The sequence below is a fragment of the Stenotrophomonas muris genome (assembly GCF_052751275.1).
The window spans coordinates 1,001,895-1,025,950 of record NZ_CP199879.1 but is presented as its reverse complement, the minus strand read 5'-3'; the positions used below and the strand labels follow the sequence as shown (position 1 = coordinate 1,025,950).

24 protein-coding genes and 1 pseudogene are annotated in these 24,056 nt (G+C 62.0%); 4 read left to right on the top strand and 21 right to left on the bottom strand.

The window, feature by feature from the left end:
- Window positions 1-328: 328 nt before the first annotated feature.
- Window positions 329-1,342: a hypothetical protein gene (locus tag ACUVWL_RS04530; RefSeq protein ID WP_445978860.1), complete on the bottom strand. Its 1,014-nt coding sequence runs from the start codon at window positions 1,340-1,342 to the stop codon at window positions 329-331.
- 208 nt (window positions 1,343-1,550) lie between these two features.
- On the opposite strand from ACUVWL_RS04530, the pseudogene ACUVWL_RS04525 reads away from it, so the two are divergent.
- Window positions 1,551-2,208: pseudogene (locus tag ACUVWL_RS04525) on the top strand (transposase); the annotation flags it as partial.
- Here ACUVWL_RS04525 and ACUVWL_RS04520 read toward each other — a convergent pair.
- The 19 genes from ACUVWL_RS04520 to ACUVWL_RS04430 all read right to left on the bottom strand — a co-directional run bounded on the left by ACUVWL_RS04520 (window position 2,185) and on the right by ACUVWL_RS04430 (window position 20,311).
- Window positions 2,185-2,682, bottom strand: coding sequence for a DUF4189 domain-containing protein (locus ACUVWL_RS04520; protein ID WP_081280434.1), 498 nt, complete (start codon window positions 2,680-2,682; stop codon window positions 2,185-2,187). The pseudogene ACUVWL_RS04525 and the gene ACUVWL_RS04520 sit on opposite strands and share 24 nt — an antisense overlap.
- 77 nt (window positions 2,683-2,759) lie before the next feature.
- Window positions 2,760-3,398 (bottom strand): type IV secretion system protein, encoded by a 639-nt coding sequence (locus ACUVWL_RS04515; protein ID WP_445978859.1) that lies wholly within the window; start codon window positions 3,396-3,398, stop codon window positions 2,760-2,762.
- Between the two features lie 232 nt (window positions 3,399-3,630).
- On the bottom strand, window positions 3,631-4,335 hold the full coding sequence (locus tag ACUVWL_RS04510; RefSeq protein WP_445978858.1) for a type IV secretion system protein: 705 nt from the start codon (window positions 4,333-4,335) through the stop codon (window positions 3,631-3,633).
- Between the two features lie 160 nt (window positions 4,336-4,495).
- Window positions 4,496-5,002 carry a DUF4189 domain-containing protein gene (locus tag ACUVWL_RS04505; protein ID WP_126412538.1) on the bottom strand — a complete coding sequence of 169 codons (507 nt, stop codon included), beginning with the start codon at window positions 5,000-5,002 and terminating at the stop codon, window positions 4,496-4,498.
- Window positions 5,003-5,055: 53 nt separating this feature from the next.
- Entirely contained in the window at window positions 5,056-6,129 is a 1,074-nt protein-coding gene (locus ACUVWL_RS04500; RefSeq protein ID WP_445979156.1) for a type IV secretion system protein, read from the bottom strand.
- A 111-nt stretch (window positions 6,130-6,240) separates the two neighbouring features.
- Window positions 6,241-6,513 carry a DUF4189 domain-containing protein gene (locus tag ACUVWL_RS04495; protein WP_229301244.1) on the bottom strand — a complete coding sequence of 91 codons (273 nt, stop codon included), beginning with the start codon at window positions 6,511-6,513 and terminating at the stop codon, window positions 6,241-6,243.
- A gap of 315 nt (window positions 6,514-6,828) precedes the next feature.
- Window positions 6,829-7,971: a type IV secretion system protein gene (locus tag ACUVWL_RS04490; RefSeq protein WP_111205489.1), complete on the bottom strand. Its 1,143-nt coding sequence runs from the start codon at window positions 7,969-7,971 to the stop codon at window positions 6,829-6,831.
- 83 nt (window positions 7,972-8,054) lie between these two features.
- On the bottom strand, window positions 8,055-8,993 hold the full coding sequence (locus ACUVWL_RS04485) for a hypothetical protein (RefSeq protein WP_195840027.1): 939 nt from the start codon (window positions 8,991-8,993) through the stop codon (window positions 8,055-8,057).
- Window positions 8,923-11,370 carry a VirB4 family type IV secretion/conjugal transfer ATPase gene (locus ACUVWL_RS04480; RefSeq protein ID WP_049408136.1) on the bottom strand — a complete coding sequence of 816 codons (2,448 nt, stop codon included), beginning with the start codon at window positions 11,368-11,370 and terminating at the stop codon, window positions 8,923-8,925. Before ACUVWL_RS04480 ends, ACUVWL_RS04485 begins: the two co-directional genes overlap by 71 nt.
- Before the next feature lie 81 nt (window positions 11,371-11,451).
- Window positions 11,452-11,760, bottom strand: coding sequence for a type IV secretion system protein VirB3 (locus ACUVWL_RS04475; RefSeq protein WP_019660289.1), 309 nt, complete (start codon window positions 11,758-11,760; stop codon window positions 11,452-11,454).
- Window positions 11,753-12,103 carry a TrbC/VirB2 family protein gene (locus tag ACUVWL_RS04470; protein ID WP_445979155.1) on the bottom strand — a complete coding sequence of 117 codons (351 nt, stop codon included), beginning with the start codon at window positions 12,101-12,103 and terminating at the stop codon, window positions 11,753-11,755. The genes ACUVWL_RS04475 and ACUVWL_RS04470 overlap by 8 nt, the downstream gene beginning before the upstream one ends.
- Before the next feature lie 130 nt (window positions 12,104-12,233).
- Window positions 12,234-13,217, bottom strand: a complete 984-nt coding sequence (locus tag ACUVWL_RS04465) for a transglycosylase SLT domain-containing protein (protein WP_445978857.1) — start codon at window positions 13,215-13,217, stop codon at window positions 12,234-12,236.
- Window positions 13,218-13,220: 3 nt separating this feature from the next.
- Window positions 13,221-14,264 (bottom strand): P-type DNA transfer ATPase VirB11, encoded by a 1,044-nt coding sequence (gene virB11, locus ACUVWL_RS04460; RefSeq protein ID WP_069118280.1) that lies wholly within the window; start codon window positions 14,262-14,264, stop codon window positions 13,221-13,223.
- A gap of 14 nt (window positions 14,265-14,278) precedes the next feature.
- On the bottom strand, window positions 14,279-15,550 hold the full coding sequence (locus ACUVWL_RS04455) for a TrbI/VirB10 family protein (RefSeq protein WP_049442499.1): 1,272 nt from the start codon (window positions 15,548-15,550) through the stop codon (window positions 14,279-14,281).
- The gene (locus ACUVWL_RS04450) at window positions 15,547-16,326 is read right to left on the bottom strand and encodes a TrbG/VirB9 family P-type conjugative transfer protein (protein WP_014037652.1); all 780 of its coding nucleotides are present in this window, start codon (window positions 16,324-16,326) and stop codon (window positions 15,547-15,549) included. Before ACUVWL_RS04450 ends, ACUVWL_RS04455 begins: the two co-directional genes overlap by 4 nt.
- The gene (locus ACUVWL_RS04445) at window positions 16,323-17,378 is read right to left on the bottom strand and encodes a virB8 family protein (RefSeq protein WP_346601163.1); all 1,056 of its coding nucleotides are present in this window, start codon (window positions 17,376-17,378) and stop codon (window positions 16,323-16,325) included. The genes ACUVWL_RS04450 and ACUVWL_RS04445 overlap by 4 nt, the downstream gene beginning before the upstream one ends.
- A gap of 89 nt (window positions 17,379-17,467) precedes the next feature.
- Window positions 17,468-17,914 carry a hypothetical protein gene (locus ACUVWL_RS04440; RefSeq protein WP_180834930.1) on the bottom strand — a complete coding sequence of 149 codons (447 nt, stop codon included), beginning with the start codon at window positions 17,912-17,914 and terminating at the stop codon, window positions 17,468-17,470.
- 424 nt (window positions 17,915-18,338) lie between these two features.
- On the bottom strand, window positions 18,339-20,018 hold the full coding sequence (locus ACUVWL_RS04435) for a type IV secretory system conjugative DNA transfer family protein (RefSeq protein WP_014647580.1): 1,680 nt from the start codon (window positions 20,016-20,018) through the stop codon (window positions 18,339-18,341).
- Window positions 20,019-20,053: 35 nt separating this feature from the next.
- Complete coding sequence (locus ACUVWL_RS04430) at window positions 20,054-20,311, bottom strand: hypothetical protein (protein WP_014647581.1); 258 nt, start codon at window positions 20,309-20,311, stop codon at window positions 20,054-20,056.
- 130 nt (window positions 20,312-20,441) lie between these two features.
- On the opposite strand from ACUVWL_RS04430, the gene ACUVWL_RS04425 reads away from it, so the two are divergent.
- Both ACUVWL_RS04425 and ACUVWL_RS04420 read left to right on the top strand, forming a co-directional pair.
- Window positions 20,442-20,861, top strand: a complete 420-nt coding sequence (locus tag ACUVWL_RS04425) for a phosphohydrolase (RefSeq protein ID WP_049442498.1) — start codon at window positions 20,442-20,444, stop codon at window positions 20,859-20,861.
- 126 nt (window positions 20,862-20,987) lie between these two features.
- Window positions 20,988-22,199 (top strand): MFS transporter, encoded by a 1,212-nt coding sequence (locus ACUVWL_RS04420; RefSeq protein WP_445978856.1) that lies wholly within the window; start codon window positions 20,988-20,990, stop codon window positions 22,197-22,199.
- Between the two features lie 16 nt (window positions 22,200-22,215).
- On the opposite strand, the gene ACUVWL_RS04415 is transcribed toward ACUVWL_RS04420, so the two are convergent.
- Entirely contained in the window at window positions 22,216-22,695 is a 480-nt protein-coding gene (locus ACUVWL_RS04415; protein WP_197605944.1) for a MerR family transcriptional regulator, read from the bottom strand.
- An 89-nt stretch (window positions 22,696-22,784) separates the two neighbouring features.
- On the opposite strand from ACUVWL_RS04415, the gene ACUVWL_RS04410 reads away from it, so the two are divergent.
- A complete protein-coding gene (locus ACUVWL_RS04410) occupies window positions 22,785-24,023 on the top strand; it encodes an NADH:flavin oxidoreductase/NADH oxidase family protein (protein WP_445978855.1) in 1,239 nt (412 codons plus the stop codon).
- Window positions 24,024-24,056: the final 33 nt, after the last annotated feature.

Below are 24,056 nucleotides of genomic sequence, written 5' to 3'. Positions count from 1 at the left end.
CCTCATGGACGGAAAAGCTCCTGTGTTGGATGGCACCGGCGCGTCGGGATTTTGACGCGCACGCAGCTTACTTCGAGGAGGCAGCGCTCGTCGAAGGGTGCTTGGGATGAAAAGCGCACTTGATCACAGAAACAGCGCGGTTAACGTGAATGGTGGCTTATCCGACCATCAGACACGCGGTGGATGGCACCGCAGGTATGGCTCGCATTCCCACATACGGTCTGGTCCGGCCGGGGCGATGTTGCACGGAAAGCCTACGCCGCTTAAGTCGACGGGTGCGGGACCCAGCACAAGCCATGCTTCCTCGCGTTGTGGCCAGCAATCGCGCTCAGCGCAACTGCTGGGCGCATGCGGCCCCCTGTGTGGCGTAGTCGCGGACGTAGCCGTCCGTCGTCAGCACCGTGATATCGCATCGATTGTTTACGTCACTGACGACATGCCCAGAAGCATTCAATCCCTGCACACGCTCGCCACGATGCAAGTACAACGTGCGCGAACCATCGGCCCCGTTCTCCACACGATCCGGTGGGCCCCACGTCCGCACGAATTCCTGCTCTGTCTTGCCGATCCACAGGTCCATGAGATTGTTGCGACCCACTCGGTTGGCTGCGCGCCGCGACTCATCCAGAGCTTTGCTGGTTTCACTCTGGCCGCGCGCCACAGTCGCTTCCAGACTACGCACAGTACGATCCATTTCAGCGTCGCCCGGCAGATAGGTGAATGCTGGACGTTTGCCGTCCTTCCACAGGCTGGCCCAGATGAAATCCACAGGCGATTGCCCGACGTCACCGATGGAAAGGAAGCCACGCTTCATCATTTCCGCTGGCGCCTTGGCCTTGGGATCAGGCCCCACGAGACAGGCAAAACGCACCAGTTGCACCTGCCAAGGAGCAATCGCCTCGGTTCGCGGTTCGAACTTATCCGGAGGGACGTTCTCCATTGGCCGATCGCGCCACTGGATCAGACTCGTCCTGGTGGCCACGGTGTTCCGTGAGCAGTTCACCCAGTACTTTCTGACCAGTCGATTCGGTTTGGTCGCGTTCTCGTAGACGGTATTGACCTGGATCTCGTACACCGGCTCCGGACCCGCAACCGGGTCACCGGGCTTGGGCGGCTTCCTGCGGCGCAACTGCTTAAGGTACGCGTTCTGCTCTGCCGGCGTGGCACGCTGCAGAAAACCGACCAGATCCGAGCGGTCGGCGAGCGTTTGCGCATCGACCACCCATGCCTCGCGGTTCGGCGTTTCGCCACCGGTGAAGATGACCCAGCTATCAGCCGCATGGGTCGACGAGGCGAACAGCAGTCCGCCAATCAGTGAGGCAACACGGCCTGGATTCTGCATGATTCGTTCCTTCGAATGGCGCGAAGACTTACGGTAGCGCGGATGGCGCCCTATAGCACGGCCTGGCGCGTCGCCTCGCGGGACGCCCCCCGTTGGCGCAGAGTCGGCACCTTAAGCCTGAACGAAAGTGACCCACCCCCAGAAATCTGGTGCAGGCGAGAGTAGAGACGTCGGCACATTGGGCCCCGTGACAAACGAGGATTCAGGCATGAAGAAGTCGCGTTTCACCGAGGAGCAGTTTGCCTACGCGCTGAAGCAGGCAGAGCAGGGAACGGCAGTAGGCGAGATCTGCAGGAAAATGGGTATTGCCGAGGCCACCTTCTACGTATGGCGAAATAAGTACGGTGGGCTTGGCCCTTCGGAATTGAAACGTTTAAGGCTGCTGGAAGAGGAAAACCGAAAGCTCAAGCAATTGGTTGCTGATCTCAGCCTGGACAAAGCCATGTTGCAGGAGGTGGTCACAAAAAAGTTCTGAGGCCTGCCCAGCGACGCACCCTGGTCGGCGGGTCCATCGTATTTGCAAGGAGGAAGGCCTTTCTTTAGGGCATTGCCTGCCTCGGCGCAGTAGAAGTGCGCGCCAGCGTCAGCCGATAAAGGTAGCCGTTGCTCCCAATGCACTTTGGGGAATGGACTTCGTCAGCGACGCACTGTTTGACGGTCGCCGTTTCCGGATGCTGACCGTGGTTGATTACTTCGCGCGTGAGTGTCTTGCCATCGTCGTGGACCAGTCGCTACGCGGGGAGCATGTGGCGGAGGCAATGACAAGGTTGGCAGCCCAGCGAGGATCGCCGGGCGCAATCAATGTGGACAACGGCAGCGAGCAGGACAAGTTCACAGTTGAGTCAGAACTTCTCAAACAAGGGCTCACTGCAGTCGGTGTACTTAACCACGCAAGCCCTCCCCCCGTTATCTAAACAACTCTTCATCGCTGCCTTTGTAGCGACATCTTTAGAAGGCCCTCCAGCCATTGATATCCTCCCACCAGACCCAGATTCAGGAGCCACGAGAGCAGCACACTGATTCTTGTAGGTGAGCCCAACAGCGCAGTCCACCGCCCCATACGATGCGCATCGCGACTGCGCCTCAGCTATTGCATCCGCCTTGGCACGCTTTCCGACAGAAGCGCCCACGTCACCCGTTGTAATCGAACGAGAGATGGCCCCCCAGGTCTTTATCCAACGCCCGGTCGCTCGAGGGCTCGGAACCTCCCCCCCACCAGTTCCACCAGGGATCGGAGCGCAGCCGCCTACTCCTTGGCCGCCAATCGGGTACTGTCCGGGCGGACAACGACCCTCCGCATATGCACTTACAGAGAACGCGAGCAACAGAACTAACAGCATCACTTTCTCAATTTTCATAAGCTCTATTCAACGACCAAGACAATTCGGTGAAACGGCCATCATGGAGGACGGCGGACCTAACGATTTGCTCCCCGAAGACCCGTCTCCTGTGCTCCCAACGTCGAACTCTGCGGCAACGTCATGCGTGATACTCCAGCGGTCGCGTCCTGGGTGTTGGTGGACACATTAGCGTTGTTGGATGGCTTATCCGGCGTGTAGTAACTATAACTACCCGGCGGCTGTCCATTAGGTCCCGGCGCAGCAGCAACCGGGCTGCCACCTATCTGCGAATATGCCATGAAGCTACCCAGCGTGCCCTGGAAGAACATGGCCGCCATTGGGGGCGCAGTCAGAATCAAGGTCGTCAGGATCAATCCCATGCCGCCCTGCTGCATCGCCTGGCTGGTCATGCCGTCGCTGGAGGCGCCTTCGAGTAGGAACTTGTTGACCAAGGCGGTAGACCAGAACGCGGTCGAGACACGGATCACCATGTCCAGCGCGATCGATACCATCGCTGCCAGTACCGTCATCGAGAACATGGTCCCGATTCCGTAGAAGAGCCATCGCCGGAACAACTGCCTGCTCTGATCGAACAACAGACAAAGGATGAACAGTGGACCGAAGCCGATGAACAACGCCATCGCGACTCCATAGAGCAACAGCATCGAGCCAGCAGTCACTGCCGGGCCACCGGCACCCAAGCCGATGAACCACACGGCGCGTGTCTTGTCTTCCTGCAATGTTGGACAGCGCTATCTGAATCCAAGAAAGACTCTTGTCGATCTGCTCATCCGGCGCCTTGTCTTTTCCGGCTAATCAGGCATTTCTACGTTTTCAGCCAGAAACTCATAAGCGCAACCTCAGGAGTTCTCAAACTCAGGCAATGATTCCCAGACCCAGCAGGATTACTGCACCTGAATAGACACGAATTGACTTCATCTCCGGCCTCTAGTTCGAAGCTAAGCCTTTACGGCCAGTATCAGAATTGCCTGACCCAGCTGTGGAGTTGCTGCCAGTGACTACGACATTGCTCCCAACTGAAGTCGATCCACCCGATTGACTGCCACTGCTCGTTGAAGGTTTATCCGGCGTGTAATAGCTACCCGGCGGCTGCCCATTCGGGCCCGGTGCCTGCGCCACCGGGCTACCGCCTATCTGCGAATATGCCATGAAGCTACCCAGCGTGCCCTGGAAGAACATGGCCGCCATTGGGGGCGCAGTCAGAATCAAGGTCGTCAGGATCAATCCCATGCCGCCCTGCTGCATCGCCTGGCTGGTCATGCCGTCGCTGGAGGCGCCTTCGAGTAGGAACTTGTTGACCAAGGCGGTGGACCAGAACGCGGTCGAGACACGGATCACCATGTCCAGCGCGATCGATACCATCGCTGCCAGTACCGCCATCGAGAACATCGTGCCGATGCGGTAGAACAGCCATCGCTGGAACAGCTGCTTGGCCTGGTCGAACAGCAGACACAGAATGAACAAGGGACCCAGGCCGATGAACAGCGCCAGCGCGACCTCGTAGAGCAGCAACATCGCACCAGCGGTGACGGCCGGACCGCCCGTGCCCATGCCGATGAACCACAGCGCCCGCGTCTTGTCCGCCTGCAACCCTGGATCATTCAGGATCTTGATGCCATCAATGCTCGCCACGCCCTTCTTGCAAGCAGAGCAAGCAGCCTCTCACGCTTGCTTAGTACCTAACCGTCGAGATCACCACCTTGACATCGTGGACAAGGAAACCCTCGATGCTGGCACCGAACAAGACCAGGCTGATAGCAACACCAACTATCGCAACCTGCTGCTTTCAATTTTAGAAGCTCTCGAAGAGCGGCTTCGTACATGCACTGTAGAGCTTGCTGCATCCTCTACTACCTCGTGTTGTGCAGGTACTCATAGCCAGCTCGGTGGCAATCTGTTCAGTCTCCGCGCTAGAGATAACCGAACCTCCGCGCTCAGATGTGGATGGCGAGATTAGTGCAACGCACTGATTCTTGTAAGCCTTCACTGTTCTGCAATCTTGACCACCCAGCTTTGCGCATTGATACATAGCTTCCTTGGCGGCGTCAGACTTCGACCGCTTCTCAATTGCCACGCCAACCTCACCTGTTGAGGAGGTTGCTACCGCGCCCCAAGTCTTGATCCACCGACCAGTCGCCCTTGGGCCGGAGTCGGCGCTCCCACCTGCAGGGATTGGCGCGCATCCAGGCGCACGATCATCCCCAATCGGGTACTGACCCGGGGGACAGCGCCCTTCTGCACTGACCACAAATGGGAAGACGCCAAGTGATGCAACGCAAATGAGTACTAGCACCCGCATTGTCTTCAGCAAGACTGCAACGCTACATGTTCGCCGAATCATAGGCCTTCACCTCATTTAACCTTGCTTGCCAAACCATATCGGCCTGGATCAATTTCAGACGGGCTTGAAGATACCCCTTGTCCTGACACTCGCGAAGATGTATCCGCCTGTGTTGTCGTACTTTGTGCCGCACTCGCATTTGGTGCCGGCGGCGTATACGAACCCGGCGGCTGGCCCTGTGGACCCGGCTGGCCCGCTGCCGATCCACCGATCTGGGAGTATGGCGCGAAACCACCCAATGTCCCCTGGAAGAGCGTGGCCGCCATTGGGGGCGCAGTCAGAATCAAGGTCGTCAGGATCAATCCCATGCCGCCCTGCTGCGTCGCCTGGCTGGTCATGCCGTCGCTGGAGGCGCCTTCGAGTAGGAACTTGTTGACCAGGGCGGTGGACCAGAACGCGGTCGAGACACGGATCACCATGTCCAGCGCGATCGATACCATCGCTGCCAGTACCGCCATCGAGAACATCGTGCCGATGCCGTAGAACAGCCATCGCTGGAACAGCTGCTTGGTCTGGTCGAACAGCAGACACAGAATGAACAAGGGACCTAGGCCGATGAACAGCGCCAGCGCGACCTCGTAGAGCAGCAACATCGCACCAGCGGTGACGGCCGGACCGCCCGTGCCCATGCCGATGAACCACAGCGCCCGCGTCTTGTCCGCCTGCAACCCCGGATCATTCAGGATCTTGATGCCATCAATGCTCGACAGCGCCACCTGCATCCACGCCAGGCTCTTGTCGATCTGGTCTTCCGGCTGCTGGTCCTTGCCGGTCACCACGTGGGTGATCAGGCCTTTGACGTCCTCGTTGAGGAATTTCTGCAGGTTGCTGCCGAACATCGCCATGCTGGTGGCAACGCTCACAATCAACGCCGCGCGCGCCATGTTGGTCACCAGCACCATCATGGAGTCGCGGCTGCGGCCGGTGACGATCCGGAAGCCCTGGATCAGCACCCACAGGGTCATCAGTATCAGGGCGATGCTATCGACCCACGCCATCATGTTGCCGAGCAATTCGATGCCGAACTCGTCAATCCTCTTGCGCGGATACGACAGGATCGACCGGAAGAACACGAAGTCCCCGATCGATCAGACCCACATGGCGTTTTGAGATAAGCATCCAGCCAACGCACATGCATTGAGCCTGATCACGAACGTGGCGCCGTTGGACAGACTTCAATTGAGTCAACTCAACTTTCAAAATTTTCGAAAAACTGGCTCGGAGCAATCAGCGTAAAAAACGGTGCACTTTTTGCCACTCGGATCCACGCACTTTCTCTGCGCTTCTGCAATCGCAATCCTCTTTTTTGGAGCACGGCCAACCGCAGATTGGGCTCCAGGTAAATCAGCAGATGGAACTAACCATGCCACGCATTGGTTTGAGTAGGATACCGTAACCTTGCAATCCCGTGCTCCACCACCAGCGCACCGCCGCATGGCTTCAGAAGCAGCAAGCTCTGCAGATCGCATATCTGAGACCATTCCCACCTCGGAAGTAGCAAGAGAGGTCGCTATCGCTCCCCAAGTGCTGATCCATTCGCCCGTGGGCCGAGGCGGCAAGGGTATCTGGTCACCTGATCCAGCAGCGCCGCCAGGAATTGGAGCGCAGCCGCTCGCGCCCTGCCCCCCAATTGGGTAGAAGCCCGGAGGGCAACTTCCGCCCTCTGCACGACCAAGATTTGGAAGAAAGGCGCCAAGAACACCAAACGATGCCAACAAAATGAACGGATACATGCGCATGATATGACGACTCTCCAATTTCTGCGGAAACGCTTCCGCTTTCAGTCAACGAGTGGGCGCATTTCCAAGCGCTCCGGGAGTGTGGCTCGGCGCATCATGACTTGGCGCCACCTTCGGCATCGTCAATTGACTGCTCTCTGCGCGCCTCTCGGTACTCGTGGGATCAGTAGGCTTGTAACTACCCGGCGGCTGTCCATTAGGTCCCGGCGCAGCAGCAACCGGGCTGCCGCCTATCTGCGAATATGCCATGAAGCTACCCAGCGTGCCCTGGAAGAACATCGCTGCCATTGGGGGAGCGGTCAGGATCAGGGTCGTGAGAATCAGGCCCATGCCGCCCTGCTGCATCGCCTGGCTGGTCATGCCGTCGCTGGAGGCGCCTTCGAGCAGGAACTTGTTGACCAGGGCGGTGGACCAGAACGCGGTCGAGACACGGATCACCATGTCCAGCGCGATCGATACCATCGCTGCCAGTACCGCCATCGAGAACATCGTGCCGATGCCGTAGAACAGCCATCGCTGGAACAGCTGCTTGGTCTGGTCGAACAGCAGACACAGAATGAACAAGGGACCCAGGCCGATGAACAGCGCCAGCGCGACCTCGTAGAGCAGCAACATCGCACCAGCGGTGACGGCCGGACCGCCCGTGCCCATGCCGATGAACCAAAGCGCCCGCGTCTTGTCCGCCTGCAACCCTGGATCATTCAGGATCTTGATGCCATCAATGCTCGACAGCGCCACCTGCATCCACGCCAGGCTCTTGTCGATCTGGTCTTCCGGCTGCTGGTCCTTGCCGGTCACCACGTGGGTGATCAGGCCTTTGACGTCCTCGTTGAGGAATTTCTGCAGGTTGCTGCCGAACATCGCCATGCTGGTGGCAACACTCACAATCAACGCCGCGCGCGCCATATTGGTCACCAGCACCATCATGGAGTCGCGACTGCGGCCGGTGACGATCCGGAAGCCCTGGATCAGTACCCACAGCGTCATCAGCACCAGGGCAATGCCACCGACCCAGGACATCATGCGCCCCATCAGGTCGATGCCGTAGTCACTGATCCTGTCGCGCAGGTAATCCATGATCAGCTTGAAGAAGACGAAATCGCCGATCGACTGGACACGCACAGCGTAGCCCAGCAGATCCTGCAATCCGCCTGAGAAATCAAAGTTGGCCAGCCACCTGATCGTCATTTCCACAATCCCTTGGTAATTCCGTTACTGCATGAAATGCCGCATTGCTTTGCAGCGCATGTCTACGTATTAGCGGCCTGCGATCACTTGACGCTGAGCGCGGCCTTCAGTGCGGTGGTCTTGACCATGTCGCTGATCAGCTGCTTGGTCGGGTCCCCCTTCAATGCGGCCTGCGCCACCACCTTCTGGTTGGCCTCCATGACCTCGATATAGGCATCATAGGATTTCATCCGTGCTTCCCAGCTCTGGGCAAGTGCGGCAATGTCATTGGCGGTGCGGAGCGATTCGCTGTCGGCACCCTGCACGGTGCCCTGATCGTTGTTGGTGAGGCGGATCTTGAGGATGCGGGTCAAGGAGTTGTTGATGCGCGGAACGGTCTGGGTCAGGAAATCGATCGCGTCGTTGTACTTGCGGTTCTGCATCATCCGGATGTTGACGCAGATCTGCATCTGCTGCTCCTTCACATCCGCCTGCGGATTGAACACGAACACCTTGAAGGCGGACTCCAGGCTGAAGTCCAGCGCCTTGCCGCAGGTTTCGGCAACCAGATAGTTCGGTGCCACCGGCACCAGCGGCGCGCTGTCGGGCATGCCGAAGCTGTTCACCGCCGCCTGCACCTGGATCAGCGCCTGGCGATACTGCTCCAGCGTGCGGATCCAGCGGGTGTTCTGCTCGACGTACTCGGCCGCGTCCTGCGCTTTGGCCGCGTAGACGGTCGCCTCGGTCTTGTAGGTGTTGATCTGATTGAGCAGGTGCTGGATGAGGCTGGTACCGGTCTCCTGCACGGGAATCCAGGCGCTGACATTGCCGGTGCCGAGCGCCATCACGGCTGCCACGGTCATCGCTGCAAGACGGGGCGCGCGGCGGCGGGGCGAGGAAGCTTGCTTGGTATTGTTCATATCAGTCTCCATTGATCGGAACTCGTAGTCTTCGGGCAGGCCGTCTCGCGGATCAGGTAACAGTGTCGCGCGCTGCGACAGCCGCCTTGCCCGAGCCCTTTCGATTCTTGTAGAAATCTTCAAGCCACTGTTCCGGCGTCAGCTCATCCACCGTCACTCGTGCGCGTACCGCAGCTGTCTGCAATACCCGATGCATGATGTCGATGTTGTCAGTGGACGCCGAGATCACCGACAGAATGTCATCCATGCCGCGCAGGTTGAGCTGGCACACACTGGACGCGTGACCCTGCTTGACCAGGAAGCAGCGCGAGCGCTCGTCCAGGGCAGTGACCACCTTGAACTCGGCCTCGGTCAGTTTCAGGCCGTCCATGTAGTCGCTCTTGCTGGCGTTCGGGTTCGGCAGCAGGATCAACGTGGCAGTCTGCTCGATCAGCGCTGCCGAGATGTCGCTCTTCAGCGCGTCCTCCGGGCTCTGCGTCGCGAAGATGCCCAGGCCATTCTGCTTACGAATGGTCTTCTGCTTGTTCTTCGCGAACTCCTTCAGGCCACCTTCGCCATCCAGGATCTTCCAGAATTCGTCCATCACGTAGATCAGCGGACGACCATCGATCAGCGACTCCAGGCGGTGCAGCAGGTAATTGATGACCGGCACGCGCACTTCGGGATTGTCGATGATGTCGGTGTAGTCGAAGCCGATGATGTTGGCCTTGCTCAGATCAACGGTGTCGACCGGATTGTCGAAGACCCAGCCCAGCGAATTGCCCGAGGTCCAGCGCCGCATGCGCGCGTAGAGGCCATCGTCACCCATGTTGGGCAGGCTCTTCTGGAAATTGGTCATGCTGCGCAGATGCATCGGCGTATCGAGCATGCTTTCCACCGCGCGATAGATGTCTTCTTCCTCGCGGGCGCTGTACTCACGCTTGCCGGCCAGCACCTTGATCAGGTCGGCCAGGAACTGCACGTTGGCTTCGTTGTTCTCGCACTGGAACGGGTTGAAGCCGGTCGGCGCGCCGTTCTCCAGGGCCAGGTAGTTGCCTCCGCAGGCGCGCACGAAGATCTCCGCACCACGATCCTTGTCGAAGAAGAAGATGGTCGGCGACGGCTCATACTTCTGCACCTGGCTGAGCAGGAAGTTGATCAGCGCGGTCTTACCGGTACCGGACTTGCCGATCACCATGGTGTTGGCGATCGCCTTCTCCCCCAGCGAGTTTTCCGACGGATGGGTCGCGTGGAAATTGAAGTAGTACGGCTGGCCGTTGGTGGTCTGCAGCGTGGTGACGCAGTCGCCCCACGGGTTGTTGTGCTGCTTGCCAGTGGCGAAGTTGTGCAGCGGCGACAGGCCCAGGAAGTTCAGCGAGCTGACATTGGCCAGGCGGGTACGATAGCGCCAGTTGCCCGGCAGCTGCGAATAGAAGGACGAGGTGACCGCAAGGTCTTCCTTGGTCGACACGAAGCCGGCGTTGGACAGCTCGGCGCGGGTCGATGCGACGTTCTGCGATAGCTTGGCCTGAGTGTCACCGTAGACCGCCATGATGAAGTGGTATTCACCCAGCACGAAGTTGCCGGACGACAGCTGATCCATGGCCTGGTCGAGCTCGACGATCTGGCTGACCGCCTTGTCGCCGGAGGAGATCATCATGCCCTTGGTTCGATCAAGCACCTTCAGCGCGTCCTGCCGCCCCATCGGGCTGAACGAATGGGTGATGACGTACTCGTAGTCGAGGTACTTCAGGCCGTTGAGGATGCCCGGGTAAGTGCCCTCGGCATACTCCTTGATGTTCAGGATGGCGCCGTAGTGATTGGCACCATTGGGGGTATTGATCGCGAAATCGCCGGTCTTGGCCGAGAACATATGGCGGCTGACAGGCAGGTAGTCCTTGATCGGTGCCGACAGCACCGGCACCGGCTCGTCGATGCGATTGATCAGGTAGCCGAACAGCTCCAGCGTTTCAGAGAACACCACGCCGTTCTTGGCCTCGTACATTCCCAGGCGATACGGTGCGTAATCGCGGATCACGGCCTCGACGTTGCCGGCCAGCTCCATCAGCTTTTCGACCGCCTGCTCCTGCTCGGCGCGCAGCTTGTCCACGTTCGCCGACTTCTCTACGAAGCGCTTACCCGCCACCACGGGGCGGTAGATCATGGTCAGGTACAGCTCGTTCTGCATGATGCGCTGTGAGGACAACATGCCCATGTACTGATCGGACACATCCTGGTTGAAGCGCTGCTTGTAGTTGCTCTTGCCCTTCAGGGTGCGGCGACGACGGATGTCGTGCACCCAGAAGGCGACGTTGACGAAATCCGGCGCGCGCAGCGTCTGCAGCAGGCGGTTGAACGTGTTGTGGCGATGTTCGAGCTCCCACTCCTCGCGGCCGACGAACGGCAGCCCTTCCAGATGCCAGGTCAGCAGGTAATCGCCGCCCGTGGTCTTGACCACGTTCGGAGCGACATGCGACGACAACGGAATGAACTCACTGATGGAGGTGTCAGGGCTGAACATACGACTGCTTCCAAAGAGGTAGTGCCAAGGAGTTACAAAAGACCCGGCGGGCGCAGACGCCCGCCAGGCCGGATCCGGACCTCAATCCATTCGGGCCGGCTTGTCGCGGTAATGGTTGGGGTTGAATACCCACATGCCATCGTGTTCCTGCACGTTGCGGACTTTCAGCTTGAACATCAGGCGCAGGCCCAACAGGCGGAAGATCATTTCGTCACGCTTGGCCATCTGCCGCATGATGAAGACCGCCACCGGAATGGTGAGCAGGAACCAGAAGTTCGTGTACATGCTGAGCAGCAGCAACCCACCTGCCACCATGAAAAATGGCAGGTAGGGGACACCCAGGAACATCGCTGGGCGCGTGCAGCCGCGGAACACGACGTTCTTATGCACTGTAGTACTGGATCACGTGGTTGATCAGGTAGGAGGTGCTGGTGCCACCACCGCACTTGCCGTCGCTACCCTCGCCCAGCAGCATGCGCGCAATCTGGCCGGCGGCACCGATCAGCACGCCACCGATCAGGATCGGCGCGACGTCACCGATGCGCTTGTGCGCGAAGGCGATCTGGTAGCCGGCGAAGATCACCGCAATGGTCACGACGGCGATCGAGGCCATGTTCAGCAGGCCGTTGATGTTGGAGAAGAAACCGCAGACCTTCTTGTCGGTGCCGCCGAAGTCGGGACTGGTGGCGAACACCTGCGGGGCGAACAGTGCGCCAACGAAGATCGTGGCCATCAGCAGGGTCTTCAGCGTGCGCTGGGCCTGGACGAGGTCGAGATTGGATCGCTTCATGGATTGATTTCCTTGTTGATGGACTAACACAACTGAATCGGCCAGCCGGGGGACTGGCCGCACCACGACTTCGTCAGAACACGAAGGCCGCATCCCCTGCGGGAATCTGCTGCACCGGCGCAGCCTGCACCGGTGCGTTGAATGAATTGTCGCCACCGGCGACAGGCTGGTTGCGCTCGCTCCAGGGCCGCAGCATCACTGGCCCCTCATTGCCGGCGCCGGCAGCGCCTGGCAACTGCTGCGGCATGGCCATCGCCCGTGCAGCACCCTGCTGAGGCAGCTGCTGCGGCATGCCACCGGCCTGTTGCTGGGGATAGGCGGGCCCTTGGCTGGGCTGCGCCTGAGGCTGCATCATCCTGTCCACTGAACCCAGCACCACCTTGGACAGCGCCTGGTCGGCGAGATTCAGCAGGCTGCCCCGCGCCATCGCCCCGGTGGACGGGTACACGACATAGGCGCGTGCGGGATCTTCCGACGGCACGTACACGGGGCCATTGGATTGAGCAACGATGCGCGCCTGCGCCGGCGAAGCCAGCTGCGGGTGATGCTCGACCTTCACCGCGCGGCGCTCCCCCCGACTGACCACGTCGATCGGTGCGACACCATTACTGGCGACCTGCTGCCCGCGGCGGATCGAGTCGTAGATCTTCTGCACGTAGCCATGACGGAAGCCGGTCTCGAAATTGCCCGAGTAGTAGCAGCTGAACGACTTGCCCCAGTCACCACCGGAGCGCTTGTAGCACTCGGCGAGGATGCGCGAACCGGCCTGCAGGTTCGGGCACTGCTGGAAGGCCTTCTCGTAGGAATCCAGGCCGTACTTGCCCAGGTTGTAGCGATTGACCTGGGCCAGCCCGATCGAGAAGTTGTAGCCCTTCTCTTCCAGCATGCGCACCGTCGCCAGTGCTTCATCCAAGGCCTTGGGCTGGCGCACCAGTGCACCGCCAACCACGCCGATCGCGTAGGGATTGCGCGACGATTCGACGTTGATGACGTGCTGCATCACATCCATCGACACGGCCATCTCCGGGCACGCCATCATTTCCAGTCCTGGCAGCATCCTTCAGCCCCCCTGCCCCTGGGCACGCCCAGGATTGAAGTCGATGCCGGTGATGTAGCGCGAGCCGGCATGCGCCTTGATATGCACGACGATGTCGATGGTCATCATCAACAGTCGCTTGATCACGTTGAATTCCAGGCCCGAACCTTCGGTCGAGGCCTTCACCATCAGCGCCAACTGGTCCCAGGTCTGCTCCGGGCTGCCCGCATGGCAGCTGGTGATCGAACCCGGATGACCGGACGCGCAGTTGCGGATGAAGTAGAACGCCTCGTCACCGCGCAGCTCGGCCAGGATGATGCGTTCGGGCTTCATGCGCAGGCAGGCTTCCATGCAGCTCTTGGCGCTGACATTGCTGGTGCTTTGTCCACCCTTGGAATACAGCAGGTGCACGACGTTGGGCTGGGTCAGGAACAGTTCGCGCGCGTCCTCGATCGTGACCAGGCGCTCGCTGTCCGGGATATGGTTGACCAGCGCCTTCATGAAGGTGGTCTTGCCGCTACCGGTCGCACCGGATACCACGATGTTCTTGCGGTACATCACCGCACGCCGGAAGAACTCGGCGTACTCGCGCGAATGGCGCAGCTCCAGCAGCTCGCGATCCTGTTCGCTGATGCTGCCATCACTCTCCAGGATCTGGTTGAAGAAGCCGTCTTCGTGATACTGGCTGAGCGACTTGGTGTGCTTGGACGGCAGACGGATGGTGATCGACACCTTGCCTGCATCACATGCCGGCGGAATCACGAACTGGGCACGCTGGCCAGTGGGGAACGTGAGCGACACGACCGGATCGGCATCGGTGATGCGCTGGCCGGTGTTGCTCTCGTTCACCACCGCCGTGCAGAACTGCCGGGCCCGCTCGAAGGTCAGGCTCGGCACGTCCACCCGCTGCCACCCCGCCCGGGTTTCCAGGTACAGCTCACCGGGACGGTTGATGCAGATTTCCGTCACTTCCGGAGACGTCATGTACTCGGCGATGCCCAGCACTTCGTACTGATAGCGCAGGAAATCGCTGGAGACGAGGGCGAGGGGTGACACTTCGGCGTCCATGATCGTTCGTTGGGTTACCGGCGGGGGTGCAGCACGTTGGTGAAGTCGACGTCCTTGGCGACGTAGACGTTCACGATCGTGCCCTGGTTGATGGTGACGGTCGGCGGACGACGGTTGCTGCTGAGTGCCTCGTTGGCCAGGCGCTCCATCGTGCGTGCGGTAGCACTCTCATAGGGCGACTGCACCGTCATGCCGTTGTTGGCGATGGTGGTCGTCTCCGGACCGTGTTCGGCGGCCGCGTACTTGAAGGCGTCGGAAATCAGGCTGATCATCAGCGCCGAGGCGATACGGCTGCCCCAGTGCGCGCTGTACTGGCCCGGATGACCGGCGCCACCCAGCTGATCCACGCCCGGGCTGGACATCGCAACGTCGATGCCATTCGGAGTGGTGATGCGATCCCAGATCACTTCCACGCGCTTGCCCATCGGACCACCGCCGTAAGCGCCATAGATCTTGGAGCCCTTCGGCAGCAGCAGGTTGCGACCGTTGATCGAGTACACAGGCTCGGTCAGCAGGCACGAGGTGTAGCCGGCGAGATCGGTGATGATGCGGGTTTCCAGTACGCAACGCAGGTAGGTGCCACGCACCAGCAGCGCATCGGGGCTCTGGATGTAGGTGGCGCTGGAGACATCCTCGACGTCCGGGCCGCGGCGAACCTTTGCCGGCGCCGCCTGATTGTTGGGCAGCTGGGCCAGCATGGCACGGGTGTACTCATCCATGCCGCGGCCGCCATTGCTCCCGTTGCCATCCTGTCCATCACCACCACCCACCCCGCTCCCGGAGCCGATGCGGCGGTCCAGCAAAGTCGGGCCACGGTCCATCTCGCGCGCCGAATCGGACTGGGGAACGAACAGCGGGGTGGAATCCAGCGGCGGCGGCGGTAGCGGCGGCGTCATCGGAATCGGATCAACCGGTTGCATGGCCTGGGAGGGCACCGGACTCGTCTGCACGGCGTCCGGCAGAGTCGGCGTAGACACGCGCGCAACGTCCGGCACCTTCTGCACAGCGTCCTTGTCATCCTGGCCCTTGCGGAACAGCAGGAAACCCATGGCCACCAGCAGCACCACGATGCCGCCCAGGAACAGCAGCGCCTTTCGGTTCAGCCGCTGCTCTTCGGCCGAGCGCAGCTGCGGCGCGGCCGCATCCAGATCCGGCGCAGGCTCGGCCTGGGTCGTGCCGAAGTACGGGTTCGACTGCGCGTCCGAAGCACCCTGTGCGCCGTACGGGCTCTGGCTCTCGTCGCGTCCGTTGTTCGGGTCGTTTCCGGGAGTGTTCTGCTGGCTCATTTCTTCACGTTCCTTCGCAGGCCGACGACGAAGTCGCCGTGGCGGATGACCAGGTACGGGTGTGTCCCGTGCACGATCAGCGTATTGCCTTCAACCGTGGTGTTGACCACGAAGTCTTCACCGTATTCTGTTTCACGACCAAACACCGCCGGGAAGATGCCGGTCTTGTACTCCGGCGAATTCGGCAGTTTCAGGTAGGTGAAACGACCATCGTCATAGGCGTTGACCGGGATCAGCCACCCCATCTTCTTCGCCTTGCTGGTCGAATAGGAGTAGTTGAAGTTGTACTGGCGGTCCTTGGCCAGTTCCGAGCTCAACAACGGCTTGGCCTCTTCCTCGACCGCTTCCTGGGCGACGCCGAACACGGTGTCGTTCGGATAGACGAAGGCGATCTTGTACTGCACACCGGCACGACGGGCCTGTTCCAGCTGGCGCCAGTCGGTGGCCACCACCTTCAGCTCGAAGATGTAGGAATGGGTCTCGGTGCGCACCATCATGTTGGTGTCGACGTCGACGTTCTTCGGCTTGAGGTAGAACACGTTCTCGCGACGGGTCAGTTCCCAGCCGCTGCTGAAGCCGGTGCTGTAGTCGAGGATCTTCTCGTTCGGGCTCAACTCGATCTGGGTGGTCAGGCCCAGGCCGGTGCGAACCGGATAGATACGGTCCTTCTCGTACTCGTAGTGGTCAACCGCCTGCGCCATCGCCGCTGCTGAGAACAGCAACGACAACATCGACAGCAGCGCCAGCGCGCTTCCCCTGATATTTCGACTACTCATCGGTTGCTTGCTCCATCAGCAGTTCCGGTGGAATTGTTCTGCGCCGGCCTCATGGCCGGCTGTCCGGGCGTGACCTGCCCCGGCATTGCTTGCCCCTGCACCGGCTGACCCGGCATGGGTTGACCCTGTACCGGCTGGCCCGGCATTGCCTGGCCCGGCACCTGGCCGTTGACCGGAGCCGCGACCGGCTGGCCGGTGGCCGGATCGATCATGGTGGCCGCGGCCGGATTGTTGGGATCGTAGACACCCTGTGCCTGCTGCGCCGCCTGTGCGGCCTGCTGCGCCTGCGCCTGCATGGCGCCGTCATCCGGCACCGGCACGCCACGCGAGTAGTCGTTGTCGACGCGGTACTCGGTGACCTGGAACGCCAGTGGGTTCAGGATGCGATCCTGTTCGGACAGCGCCAGGTTCTGGTTGTAGCTGAAGCGCATCGTCACCAGCTGGTTGTCCAGGTAGGTAGAGACGCCGGTGCGCTTGTCCAGCAGGCTGCGCTGGATGCGCACCGAAGCGCCGCGGAAGCTGCCGTTCGGCTCGGCCCCCAGTGGCGTGATGCTGAGGATCTTGACCCGGATGGCGCGCTCGCGACCGTACATCACGAACGGGTTCTGCGGATTGTTGCCGGCATAGCGGACACGCATGGACTGCGCCACCGGATCGGTGGACATCACGAACACCAGTTCCCAGTCACGCAGGCCCATCACCGCCGAGTCATACGATTCGCGCGCGAGCACGTACTGGGCGACGTTGCTGCGATTGATCGCTTCGTTGGTGGTGATCGTCTCGCCCTGGAACGTGCCACTCAACCGCGCGACGGTCGCCGTACCCGTGTAGGCATCGGCCATGACCAGGAACGGCACCTTTTCCTTCAGCGGCAGCATGTAGTAGTAGCCGCCCGCCAGTGCGAGCGACATCAGCAACGAGCCTGTGGCGACCCACCACGCACGCCGCTCGCTGCGGCGCGCCATGTCGGCCACGGTGATCTCGTAGCTGACCGCCTTGGCGACCGACTGCTCGACCTTGGGACTATTGCCGGGATCCTTCTTGCGGAACATGGATTCTTCCGTACTGCTGAAACATCAATGGGCGTGGCACCCCTGCGACAGGCGCGGGGAGCGGCACGTTCGATGATTTCGAGGTGGACTCAGGTGCCGCTGTTGGAATCAGCGCCCTGTGCCGACGCGGTCGGCGTCGAGCCAGCGCTCTGCACAACGATCTGGTTGCCAACGATGGAGACGGAGATGCCCTGCGCTGCATAGGCCGCCGTCAGATCGATCACGGCCTGCTGAGCGTTGGTGGTGTCGATGCTGGAGACCGCGCCGTACAGGGTGAAGTCCGAGCTCAGGCGGTAATCCAGCGTGCGTCCGGAATCCTTGGCCCAGCGCTCGAGCATGGCTTTGAGCGTGCCATCCATCGGCGAGGCCTGGTAGACGTAGCTGGAGTACAGCGGGATCTCGGTGGGTGCCGCAGCAAAGCGGTTGACCGGCTTCCAGCGGCCTCCGAAATCGGGAGCGGACTTGGTGGCGCAACCGGCCACCATCAACGCCGTCACTGCGGCGATGGACATTTTCGCGATAAACGCCTGATTCATACGGGCTTCACTTTGACGTACGAAAAAGCAGTCCCGAGCATTGGCCCCCTGGTCGTCCGGCGCTGCGTCGCGCACGCCGGAATCGGAGCGACGCACTGACTGGCAGCACACCTGCTCCGGCTCCCCTGCAGCCAACGGCTGCCAACCAAGTCGCGGGGCCGCCAGACACTGCCGACGACACACCCGCATACCTCACCAACGTCGAAACCATCCTTGTTTCATGGCACAAACTCCTGGCCACCCTGCTCTACAACATCTGCCATCCATCACACATTTCTGAACGACATGCACAGGGTCGCACAACCACGCGTCAATTCCATGTCAGACAAGTCTGAAAATCCATGAACAAATGCCAAATTCTTGACCGAAATCACGAATTCACATTCTTAACTACGAATGGTGATCACAAATTCAGCGACGTGAATTAGACGTTCAGCATCGGAACGTCCACCTTCGGCAGCAGCCTCGAGGTGAAGTAGCGATCCTTGTAGTACCGGATCTTGTCGCACTTCACCGGGTGAGGTATCCCCTCGTACAGGAACACCTCCATGTCCGGCCCCATCGCCTTCAGCTCCTGCGGCAGCATCAGCGCGCGCCGTTCCTCGGTGAAGTTGTGGGTCTTCTCGCGGGCATGGGTGACGTTCTTCCTGCGCACCGTGGTGTAGCCCAGCATGTCCGAATAGTCGTTGGCATCCTGCTGTTCGCGCGGCGCGTACAGGATCTGCAGCGCGTGGTTGGTGATGATCGTGCGCGAGACTTCCCGGCCGTAGGTGGCGTCGAGTTGGGACATGCTCTGGATGATCGGCAGCAGGCGGATGTTGTAGCCGGCCATGTAGGAGACCGCCGAGGCGATGATCTCCACTTTGCCGATCGAGGTGAATTCGTCCATCAGCAGCAGGCACTGGTACTTCAGGTCCGGGTTGGACTTGGGCAGTTCCTTGGTGTTGAGGTTGATCAGCTGGCTGAAGAACAGGTTGATGATCAGCCGGCTCTCGGCCAGCTTGTTGGGCTGGATGCCGATATAGATGGTCATCTTCTTCTTGCGGACGTCGGTCAGCAGGAAGTCGTTGCTGCTGGTGGCCTTGTCCAGCACCGGGTTGATCCAGGGATTGAGCGGCTCCTTGAAGGTGCCCAGGATCGAGGCGAAGGTCTCATCGGCCTGCGACAGCATGTTGGCGAACGCCGAACGGGCATTGGCACTGAGGAACGGTCGCTCCGACAGGGTCTTGAGGTACTTCTTCAGGTCGGTGCCGTCGCCGGAGGACAGACGGTACACCGCACCGAGCGTGGGCGTGCCGGCGCCGCCCGGGAAACCGCTGCTGCGCTCGTCGTCCCAGTTCTCGAACAGGTACAGGGTAAAGGCCATGAACGCATTGCGTGCCTGGCTGACCCAGAACTTCTGGTCCTCGGCCCCGTCTGGGTACAGCATCGCGGCGATGCTCATCAGGTCCGACACCCGGAAGGCCGGATCGTCGGAGACGTAGCTGAGCGGGTTCCAGCGGTGCGTGCGCCGGTCCTCGGCGAAGGGGTTGAACAGGTAGATCTCCTGGCCCTGGCTGGCGCGCCAGCCGCTGGTCAGGTCGAAGTTCTCCTGCTTGATGTCCAGCACCACCAGCGATTCGCCGTACTCGAGCAGGTTCGGGATGACCACGCCCACGCCCTTGCCCGAGCGGGTGGGCGCGGCCAGGATCACGAACTGCTGGCCATCCAGGCGCACCAGCTTGCCGCCATGGCTGCCGACCACGATGCTCTGGCCGGTCTTCTTGAACATGCCGTGCTTGGCCAGGTCGGCACCGGTGGCGAAGCGCGCGTCGCCGTGCAGCGAGCGCTTGTCCTTCTTCAGCAGCAGCACCAGGCCGGCCACCAGCAGCACCAGCAGGGGCAGGCCGAAGCCTACGTAGCCCGCCCATTTGATCTTGCCCACGAAGGGCGCGACCTGCGGTTGGCCGATGGCGTGGACGTACTGGTAGTAGGTGTTCCAGGTGAACAGCTGGGTGTCCAGCCCCAGGAACAGCAAGGTCAAGTAGCCGGAGAACACGAAACCAAGCAACAGGGTCGCCAGCGTGATGATGGCGATGAGCAGATACTTCTTACTGGGCAACACCCGAATCCTCCATGATGCGCACGCGGCGCGACGGCCTAGCGGTGGCGCCAGCGCGACGCCTTCTTCCGCAGGTGGTTCTCGTTTTCCAGCCCGGGCTCCTCGCCCTCTTCACGCACCAGTTGCAGCAAGCGTTGGCGCGCTTCGGCCAGTGATATCAGGTCGGTCAGACGATCCCCATCGTCGGCGACGACCGCATGGCCGACCACATCGCCGGGAGCGTACACCGGCTCGTGGGACACCGCTACCAGCTGGTAGCGGCCACGGGTTTCCAGCACATGCCTGAATTCCTGCATCGCACTCCTCCTTGTCGGGGCAACACTGCGCCCCCTGCCCCGCCATCATGCCGGTGGCAGCGTCATGGGCGCATCCACAACCGCTGCGTCTTCTGCGCGAAACTGTGCGCGGATATCCAAGGAGACCGCAATGGACTGGGTAGCACTTGCCCGTACGCTGGCCACCGAGGCCCACGCGGGGCGGATCGACAAGGCCGGCCAGCCTTACATCGGCCATGTGGCGCGGGTGGCGGCTGCGGTGTGCGGCGACGATGACGCCGAAGTGGTGGCCTGGCTGCATGACGTGGCCGAGGACTGCCCGGCGTTTGCCGCGCGGATCGAGGTATTTCCCGCACCGCTGCGCGAGGCGGTGCAACTGCTCAACCGCGATGCAGCACCCGACGCGGACAGCTACTACGCGCGCATTGCCGCCCACCCGCTGGCACTGAAAGTGAAGCGCGCCGATCTGGATGACAACGCCGATCCGCAGCGACTGGCAATGCTCGATGCGGCGACGGCCGCGCGCCTGCACGGAAAGTACGCTCATGCCCGGGCGGCGCTGGGCATCTGAGCCGGGCGCGACGAGGCGCGGCGGGCCGGCGTGTCACCGATCAAACGCTGATTTACCCTGAGTGCTGCTGCTCCTGCTGCAGTGCAGCAGTACAATGGGCGGCTACCGCCCCCATCGCGCCCCCGCATGAGCCCCAACTCTTCCCTGGCTGCGCGGCTGACGCCCCGCCAGCGCACCCTGATCATCCTCGCCCTTTCACTGGGTGGCTTCGCCATCGGCACCAGCGAGTTCGCCAGCATGGGCCTGATGCTGGAGATCAGCCGCGGCCTGTCGATTTCCGAAACCCAGGTCGGGCATCTGATCAGCGCCTATGCCATCGGCGTGGTGGTCGGCGCCCCGATCCTCGCCTTCGTCGGCGCCAGCTTCCCTCGCCGCAAGCTGCTGCTGGCACTGATGGGCTTCTACGCGGTCGGCAACCTGGCCAGCGCGCTGGCACCGAACTACGGCACGATGCTGGTGGCGCGCTTCGTTGCCGGCCTGCCGCATGGCGCCTACTTCGGCGTGGCGATGCTGGTGGCCGCGGCGATCAGTCCCGCAGGCCAGCGCGGCCAGGCGATGTCACGCGTGCTGCTGGGCCTGTCGATCGCGATCCTGGTCGGCAACCCGCTGACGACCTGGCTGGGTCAGCAGCTGAGCTGGCGCACCGCCTTTTCCCTGGTCAGCGTGCTGGCCATCGCCACCGTGGCGATGATCGCGCGCTTCCTGCTGCCGGACCCGGATGAAGTACGCACCTCGCCGATGCGCGAGCTGCGCGCCTTCAACACGTCCCAGGTGTGGCTGGCGCTGGCGATCGGCGCGGTCGGCTTCGCCGGCATGTTCTGCGTGTTCACCTACCTGGCACCGACCCTGGTGCAGGTCACCGGCGTGGCCGAATCGTGGATGCCACTGGCGGTGGGCGTGTTCGGCATCGGCGCGATCATCGGCAACATCGCCGGTGGCTGGCTGGTGGACAAGTTCCACTTCAAGGCCGCCGCCGTGGTGCTGCTGTGGTCGATCGTGATGCTGCTGCTGTATCCGCTGGCCGCACAGTCGGTGTGGACCATCGGCCCGATGATCATCACTGTCGGCACCATGGGCGCACTGGCGGCGGTGCTGCAGACCCGCCTGATGGACGTGGCCGGTGAGGCGCAGACGCTGGCGGCGGCCTCCAACCACGCCGCTTTCAATACTGCCAACGCACTCGGCCCGTGGCTGGGCGGCATGGCAATCAGCGCCGGCTTCAGCCCGGCCAGTACCGGCTATGTCGGCGCGGCTACCGCGATCGGCGGCCTGCTGCTGTGGTGCGTGGCGGTGATGCTGGACAAGAAGCGCAGCACCGCCGTCGCCGGCAGCCACTGAACATTGCGCCGGATCGTCAGTTGCTGCCTCTGCGGCGACGGCGATCCGGTCGCAGCAACGCTGTATCGCCGGCCACCAGGGTCGGCCGCGCCAGCTCACCGCGCTTCACACGGTCCAGCACCCGCCGCGAATTGGCTGCACAGTCGATGCCGTCCGGCCGCGCCTGGATGTCCTTGATCAGGGCCAGCAGGTGCGCCCTGCTCTCTGCCAACCGCAGCTGCAACGCTTCGATGTCAGCCACCTTCTGCTGCAGCATCGCGATCAACGCCTCATGCTGCCACTGGCCCATGTCCGGTGGCAGCAGGGCGCGGATCTCTTCCAGGCTGAAGCCTGCACGCTGCGCGCCCGTGATCAACTCCAGCAACAGCACCGCCTGTTCCGGATAGTCGCGGTAGCCATTGGCCTGGCGCTGCGCCACCAGCAGCCCCGCGTCTTCATAGAAGCGAATGCGCGACGCCGCGAGGCCCGTGAGGCGGGCCAGCTCACCGATCTTCATCTGCCTGAATCCTCGCCATGGGAGCCTGTTGACCTTCAATAAAACTTGAAGGTTAGCGTAGCGCCATTCCCCTGTCCTGGAGCTGTCCGATGTCGCTGTTCTCGCCCCTGGCACTACCCTCCGGTGCCATCATCCGCAACCGCATTGCCAAGGCCGCGATGGAGGAAAACATGGCCGACGCCGACCACGCGCCGTCCGCTGCACTGCTGCAGCTCTACCAGCGTTGGGCCGATGGCGGCGCAGGACTGATCATCACCGGCAACGTGATGGTCGATGGCCGCGCCATGACCGGCCCCGGCGGCGTGGTGCTGGAAGACGACCGCCACCTTGACCGCTTCATCGCCTGGGCCGAAACGGCACGCTCACGGGGCGCGCAGATGTGGATGCAGATCAACCATCCCGGGCGGCAGATGCCGGCCGCACTCGGCCAACCGGCACTCGCGCCGTCAGCCGTCGCCCTGGAGATTGGCGCGCTGTCCAGGCAGTTCGCACCGCCGCGGGCGATGACCGAGGCGGACATCGAAGAGGTGATCGCCCGCTTCATCCGCAGCGCCGAGCTGGCCGAGCGCGCCGGGTTCAGTGGCGTGCAGATCCATGCCGCGCACGGTTACCTGCTCAGCCAGTTCCTGTCGCCGCTGTCCAATCGCCGCGACGACCGCTGGGGCGGCAGCCTGCACAACCGTGCGCGCCCGCTGCTGGAGATCGTGCAGGGGGTGCGCGCCACCGTGTCGCCCACGTTCGCGGTGGCCGTGAAGCTCAATTCCGCCGATTTCCAGCGCGGTGGCTTCTCGCCCGAGGATGCGCGCGCAGTGGTGGAAATGCTGGCGCCGCTCGGCGTGGACCTGGTCGAACTGTCCGGTGGCAGCTACGAAGCACCGGCCATGACCGGTGCCGCGCGCGACCAGCGCAGCCTGGACCGCGAGGCCTACTTCCTTGAGTTCGCGCGTGAGATCGCCACGGTGGCAACCATGCCGCAGATGGTCACCGGTGGCATCCGCCGTCGCGCCGTGGCCGATCAGGTACTTGACAGCGGTGTGGCCATGGTCGGCGTCGCCACCGCGCTGGCGATCGAGCCGGATCTGCCCCACCGCTGGCAGCAGGGCCGCGACCCGGTGCCGACACTGCGCACCATCGACTGGCGCAACAAACCGTTGGCCGCCAGCGCACACATGGCCGCAGTGAAGTACCAGTTGGCGCGGCTGAGCAGGCTCCGGCCCACGGCGCCGGGTGTTTCGCCCGTCTGGGCACTGCTGCTGGCACAGGCGGCCGCAAAGTGCCGGACCCGCCGCTACCGGCGCTGGATCGGTGCACGCGCAGGAGGATACTGAGCGGGCAGGCTTCTCATCACCGAATCGATGCTT